The 6,923-nt window shown below is 65.5% G+C and carries 4 protein-coding genes and 1 pseudogene; 3 read left to right on the forward strand and 2 right to left on the reverse strand.

All coding sequences use genetic code 11. From position 1 onward, the window contains the following. Positions 1–208 (forward strand): hypothetical protein (locus QZ281_RS03885; RefSeq protein ID WP_292224937.1); only part of this gene is annotated, 208 nt, incomplete at its 5' end. A gap of 64 nt (positions 209–272) precedes the next feature. Here QZ281_RS03885 and QZ281_RS03890 read toward each other — a convergent pair. Further along, positions 273–446: a DUF1328 family protein gene (locus QZ281_RS03890; protein ID WP_292224939.1), complete on the reverse strand. Its 174-nt coding sequence runs from the start codon at positions 444–446 to the stop codon at positions 273–275. A 101-nt stretch (positions 447–547) separates the two neighbouring features. On the opposite strand from QZ281_RS03890, the gene QZ281_RS03895 reads away from it, so the two are divergent. Next, the gene (locus QZ281_RS03895) at positions 548–2,197 is read left to right on the forward strand and encodes an MDR family MFS transporter (protein ID WP_292224940.1); all 1,650 of its coding nucleotides are present in this window, start codon (positions 548–550) and stop codon (positions 2,195–2,197) included. 114 nt (positions 2,198–2,311) lie between these two features. Continuing rightward, positions 2,312–4,294, forward strand: a complete 1,983-nt coding sequence (locus QZ281_RS03900) for a hybrid sensor histidine kinase/response regulator (RefSeq protein WP_292224943.1) — start codon at positions 2,312–2,314, stop codon at positions 4,292–4,294. Between the two features lie 184 nt (positions 4,295–4,478). On the opposite strand, the pseudogene QZ281_RS03905 reads toward QZ281_RS03900, so the two are convergent. Continuing rightward, positions 4,479–6,794 (reverse strand): annotated as a pseudogene (locus QZ281_RS03905) (TonB-dependent receptor); the annotation flags it as partial. Between the last annotated feature and the right edge of the window lie 129 nt (positions 6,795–6,923).

The following is a 6,923-nucleotide window of genomic DNA, read 5'->3' on the forward strand; positions in this document are numbered from 1 at the left end:
GCACAAGATGGGGGACTATGTCACGGCCCGCGCCTCGATCGGCGTCGAGACGGGCCACTGGCGCGCCAGCGCCTACATCACCAACCCGTTCAACACATCGGCCAACACCTTTGCGTTCGGCGACCCATTCCGCCTGCCCGAGGCGCTGACGACAACGCCGCTGCGCCCGCGCACCATCGGCCTGAACCTGACCTGGACGACGAACTAGACGCCTCAACGCAAGACGGCGGCCCTTGCGAGCCGCCGTCCGCCTGATCAGGCTCTGGTCCCGATCAAGTGACCTTCTTGGCCACCGTGAAGCCCAGGATCAGGAACACGGCGAAGATGATCAACGCCAGGATCGCCAGGAATTTGGCGATGCCCGCAGCCGCGCCCGCAATGCCGCCAAAGCCCAGCAGACCGGCGACAATGGCGATCACCGCAAAAATCAAAGCCCATTTCAGCATGTCGTCTCTCCTTGATGAGAAACCAACGATCCGATGCCGGGCCGGTTCCAGAAGATGGCATTTCGTGGACAAGAGCCAAAACCTGCGTCATGTGCGGCGACATGACGCACGCCGAACCACAGACCTTCTCACCGCTTGAAAAGCGCGTGACCCTGATCGGGCTGATGATCGTCTTCCTGTTGTCAGCACTGGACCAGACCATCGTCTCGACGGCCATGCCCCGGATCGTGGCCCAGCTTTCGGGGCTTGAGCTCTATCCCTGGGTGACCACCGCCTATCTGCTGGCGTCCACGGTCATGGTGCCGATCTACGGCAAGCTGTCGGACATCTATGGCCGCAAGCCGATCCTGGTGGTCGGCATCGCCATCTTCATCGTCGGCTCGGTGCTGTGCGGGCTGTCGGGCGAGTTCGGCGATCTGCCCCTGCTGGGCGGCGGCATGGTTCAGTTGATCGTCTTTCGCGCCATTCAGGGTCTGGGCGGCGCCGCCCTGATCACCTCGGCCTTCGCCGTCATCGCCGACCTGTTCCCGCCGCGCGAGCGGGCCAAGCTGGGCGGCCTGTTCGGATCGACCTTTGGTCTGGCCAGCGTGATCGGCCCCCTGATCGGCGGCTTCTTCACCGACCTGCCGACCGCCCACCTGCTGGGCTATGAGATCGCGGGCTGGCGCTGGGTCTTCTACATCAACCTGCCGCTGGCGGGTCTGGCCCTGTTCATGATCCTGGTGAAGATGCCGCGCCTGACGCACCGCATCGGCGGCAAGATCGACTTCCCCGGCGCAGCGTTGCTGATCACCACCTTCGTGCCCCTGCTGCTGGCGTTGAGCTGGGGCGGCACGGCGGGCTGGAACGCGCCGCACATCCTGGGCCTGTTCGCCCTGGCGGCCGCGTCGCTGGTCGTCTTCCTGATCGTGGAGGCGCGGGTCAGCAATCCCATCATCTCGCTGGACCTGTTCAAGAACCGCACCTTCGCCACGGCCAATCTGTCAGCCTTTCTGATGTTCATGGCCTTCATGGGCATGGTGTCCTTCCTGCCGTTGTACCTGCAGACGGGACTGGGTCTGGCGGCGACCACCAGCGGCCTGGCCATGACGCCGCTGACGCTGGGCCTGATCCTGACGGCGACCGCTAGCGGCTTCCTGGTCAACAGGATCGGCCGCTACAAGATGGTCATGGTCGGGGGCGCGGCCCTGACGGCGTTCGCCGCCTTCCTGCTGTCGCAGACGCCGTCGGACGCGGGCCTGTTCGACATCATGTGGCGCGTGACCCTGCTGGGTCTGGGCCTGGGTCCGGCGCAGAGCGTGTTCAATCTGGCGACCCAGAACGCCGTGCCGCGCGACAAGCTGGGCGTGGTGACCAGCGCGGGCCAGTTCTTCCGGCAAGTCGGATCGACCGTCGGCGTGGCGGTGTTCGGCGCCGTCCTGACCCACAATCTGGCCGCCCCGATGAAGACGGCCCCGAACGCCGAGCCCACCGCACAGGTCCGCACCCTTTCACTGGCCGAACTGGAGCGGATGACGGTCGAGGCCCATCAATCGACCAAGAACGGCGCCCCCGTCGCCGTCGATCCAGAAGTCCGCGAGGCGGTCAGCAGCGCCATCCTGGGCGTCATCTTCGCCGGGTTCATCGTCTGCCTGCTGGGCTTCGCCTCGACCCTTCTGGTGCCCGACCTGCCGCTGCAGGCCAGCCGCAAACCCGAGCCCTTGAACGTGCGCGCCCTGGGCGAGGCGCCGGGCGAACCGCCGGCGACCTGAACCAAATACACAGCCTCTAGACCAAAATATTCGTGCGCGGATCGACGCCCCGTCCGTTTCGGTAACAAAGAATTTGCCGGAGATTGATAGCTCGGCAATCGCCGGAGTATCGCGATGTCCCCCATTCACAGCAGTATGGACCCTCTGAAGGCTCTGCCGGACGGGGACGAACGGCCTGAAGACGCGACACCCAACTGCCTCTGCGACGAACGACTGGCCGTGCTGGACATGGCGGGCGTCGGCCACTGGCGGATCGATTGGGCCACCCGTGCGATCAAATGGACCGAAACGACCTTCCGGCTGCACGGCCTGAACCCGGCCGATGGCGAGCCCAGCCTTGAAACCTTCCGCACCATGTTTCCCGAGGAAGACCGAGCCCGCATGGCTGCGGCGATCCAGCGGATCGTGGCCACGGGTGAAGAACAGCATTACCGCCTGCGCCTGAACCGGCATGACGGCGTGCAAAGACAGGTGATGGTTCAGGCCCGGCCCGAACTCGCCCCCGACGGTTCGATCAAGGCCATCTTCGGCGCGGTGACCGACATCACCGATCTGGAGCAACAGATCGTCCAGGCCCGCAAGGACGAGGCGCGCTACAAGCTGCTGGCCGACAATGTCGCCGACGTCATCACCCGCGTCCGGCCTGACGGCACCAGTAAATACATATCGCCCGCCATCTACCACCTGTTGGGCTGGACGCTGGAGGAGATGTCGGGCGATCCGCTCGACTATGTCTATCCGCCCGACCGCAGGAAGGTCAGCAAGGCGATCCACGATGCCCTGAAAACAGGCGAGCAGAACCGCCTGGAGCACCGCGCCGTCCATCGCAACGGCACGGTCATCTGGGTCGAGTGCACCTTCAGGGCCACCGTCAACGCGCAACACGGGCGTGAAGACGCCATCGTCGTCATCCGCGACATCAGCGATCGCAAGGCGATGGAGGCCGAACTGCTGGAGGCCAAGGAGCGGGCCGAAAGCGCCGCCGCCGCCAAGAGCGAGTTCCTGGCCAACATGAGCCACGAACTGCGCACGCCCCTGACCAGCGTGCTGGGCTTCTCCAACCTGCTGACCGCCAGCAAGGCCTTGCCCGAGACAGAGCGCGGCTATGTCCACCGCATCGCCACGGCCTCAAAGGCGCTGTTGGCCGTCATCAACGACGTGCTGGACTATTCCAAGCTGGAGAAGGGGGCGATCGACCTTGACCCTCGTCCGTTCAATCCCGTGCAATTGACCGACGATGTGGTGGAGATCATCGAGGCCCAATGCGCCGCCAAGGGCCTGGCGCTTCAGGTCGCCATCGATCCCGCCCTGCCCGCCGCCCTGCTGGGCGACGAAGGCCGTCTGCGGCAGGTGCTGCTGAACCTGTTGGGCAACGCCGCCAAGTTCACGAGCCAGGGCGCCGTCGCCCTGAGCGTGGGCGGTCAGCGCGGCGACCATGACGACTGGCACCTGAAGGTCACGGTCACCGACACCGGCATCGGCATGACATCGGACACCATCGCCAATGTGTTCGAACGGTTCGCCCAGGCGGACCCCTCCACCACACGCCTGTACGGCGGCACCGGCCTGGGGCTGGCGATCTCGAGATGCCTGGTTGAGGCGATGGGGGGCCAACTGTCGGCGGTCAGCCAACTGGGCGAGGGTTCGACCTTCTCGTTCGAGGTCCGTCTGCCGCTGAGCGACAGCACGGCTGCGCCCCTGGTTGACGAAGTCGGCGGACTGAAGGGGCAGGCGCGTATTCTGGTGGTGGACGACACCCACGCCAACCGCGAGCTGTTCTCGACCATCCTGACCAAGCTGGGCGTCCAGGCGACCACGGTCAACAATGGCGCAGAGGCGCTGAACGCCCTGCTGTTCGACACCTATGATCTGGTGCTGATGGATGTGCAGATGCCGGTGATGGATGGTCTGACGGCCACGCGGGAAATCCGCCGCCTGGAAGCCGCCACCGACCGCCGCATCCCGATTGTCGCCCTGACCGCCAATGTCCAGCCTGAGCAGATCGCTCACTGCCGGGCCGCAGGAATGGACGACCATCTGGCCAAGCCGCTTCAGATGCCGCTGCTGATTGCAGTCCTGTCCAAATGGCTGGGCTGAGGCGCGCAGGAGGCTGGCCGCAGCCAGCCTCCCACGCTCGCAATCGCCATTTCACGCTGACGCGGCCATAGACGAACCGGCCGTTGAAGCCGAAGGGCGAGAAGGACGAATAGGGCGAGCCCCCCGTCGATCCCAGGAAGGCGGCAGGCGTCTTCTTGGGATAGGTGTCCAGCAGATTGTCCGCACCCAGCGCCAGCACCACGCCGTTCGACAGGGTGTAGCGGCCTTCCAGATCGACCACGCCGCGGACGCCCGTATGCACGTCGCCGCTGCCGTCTGCAGGCGTGCCTGCGTTCAGGGTGTCGCCATAGAAGGTGGTGCGGGCCGTCACGCCGAACGCCTCATAGCTCCAGTCGGTCTGGAAGTTGACCTTCCACTGCGGCACGCCCCGCTCGAAGCGGACGCGCTCGCGGCGGTCGAACAGATCGACTTCCTGCGGCAGCACCGTGGTCGAGGAGAAGGTGCGCGTCGTCGGATAGCGGGTGACCTTGAAGTCGTTGATATTGCCCGCGACCGTGAAGTCGAACCGGCCCACATCGGCGCTGTTCCAGCGATAGCGGCCGACGATGTCGATGCCCTTGGTCTTGCTGTCGACGCCGTTGATGAAGAAGCGCGCCGAGGTCGCGCCGCCCGGCACCGAATCCAGCAGATCGGCGATGATCTTCGCATTGGTTCCTGCCGCCGCCGTACGGTTGCCGCTGAGCAGGCCCGACAGGATGATGCGGTCTTCGACATTGATCTGATAGGCGTCGATGGTCAGCTCAAACCCGCCGTAGCGCCACACGGTCCCCAGCGAATAGTTGACCGAGGTTTCCGGCTCCAGGTCCGTTCCGCCCAGCGCGCGCCCGATGACGCTGTTGGAGGGGAAGGTGCCGGATTCGGTGAAGGTGGTCGGACCGCCCGGCGTCGCAGGCGGCACCAGGGTGATCGAGGTCTGGGTGAAATACTGCTGCTGCAGGCTGGGCGCACGGAAGCCCGTGGACACCGCGCCGCGCAGCGCCAGATGGCGGTTGAAATCATAACGACCCGCCACCTTGCCCGTCAGGGTGTCGCCGAAGTCGGAATAGTTTTCGTACCGCAGGGCCGCCGAGGCGGTGAAGTTCTCAACCAGCTCGCCTTCGACATCGACATAGACGCCGACGTTGCTGCGGTTCTTGGACAGGACGTTGGAGGGGGCGAAACCGCCGTATCCCTGCGACGCCGAACCCTTGCCCGTGACCGGACCACGATCATACGACTGGGGCTCGCCCGCGCCGATCTCATAGGTCTCGCGGCGCGCTTCCAGACCAAAGGCCACGTTCAGCGGACCGGCCAGACCGACGTCATAAGCGCGGTTGGCGTCGATGCCGAATACCAACTGATCATAGGTGACCGAACCGGCGTAGAAGTCGGTCTTGGACTGGGCACCGTACGAGGCGTTGATGGTGTCGTGGACGCTGTAGTCCAGCGCATTACGGCCATAGCCCAGGCTGACGTCGATATCGAAGCCGCCCGCCTGTCCGCGCACGCCGCCGTTGGCCGTCAGGTCCTGGGTGTCCACCCCGATCAGCGGCAGGTAACCGTCCGGGAAGATTTCCGGCAGCGGGTTGCGATAACTGGCCGCCGAAAGGGCCGAACGCTCCTGATAACCCGCCCAGCCATAGGCCGACCAGGCGGCGTTCAGCGGCTTGCCCGCATTGGCGTAGACCGACCAGTCGGTGCTTTCCGGATCGCCGAACCGGCCGGTGATGCGCTGCGGCACGGCGGTCGGGTTCAAGTCGGCGCGGTTGCTGTAGTCACGGTCGCGGTACTCTGCCGACACGGTCAAGAAGCCGTCCGACCCCAAGGCAAAGCCCTGCCATGCCGAGACCGTCAGCTGCTTGCCGTCGGTGAAGTCCTTCTTGCCGGCGTTCGGCAGGGTCACGCTGGACAGATACGAACCATAGGTCGCCGAAGCGCCGCCGCCGCTGGAGGCTTCGCGCAGACGCAGGTTGATCACGCCCGCAATGGCGTCCGAGCCATACTGGGCCGATGCGCCGTCACGCAGCACTTCGACGCGATCCAGAGCCGAGCTGGGAATGGCGTTCAGGTCGACCGGCGCCGAACCGCGCCCGACCGTGCCGTTGGTGTTCACCTGGGCCGAGACGTGGCGACGGATGCCGTTGACCAGCACCAGCGTCTGATCCGGTCCCTGACCACGCAGGGTCGCCGGGCGAACCGAGTCCGTGCCGTCGGTCAGCGACGGGCGCGGGAAGGCGATGGACGGCACGGCGACCGCCAGCTGCGACGCCAGTTCCGTCGTACCGCGCTGCTGCAGCGCCTCACTGGTGACGACGTCGACGGGCACCAGGGTGTCCAGACGGGTGCGGCCCGGAACGCGCGTCCCGGTGACGACGACTTCGTCAACGTCTGCAGCGCTGGGCGCACCTGCGCTCTGGGCGGCGGCGCCAGACGCAATCGTCAGAACCGCTGTCGATGCCGCGGCGAACAGAAGGGCGCGATGGCCGGTGAATTGTCTCATGATAGATCCCCTTGAACTAAAAGCAGACAGCAGCAGGCGCCCGGTTCAATCCGTCGTCATCGTTCGCTGTCGTGTTGACGTGCCCCTGAGAATTTCCTCCACGCGGAGCTAGAGTCCGGCCCTTGAAAG

Source organism: Brevundimonas sp. (assembly GCF_018608325.1).
Classification (GTDB): Bacteria; Pseudomonadota; Alphaproteobacteria; order Caulobacterales; family Caulobacteraceae; genus Brevundimonas.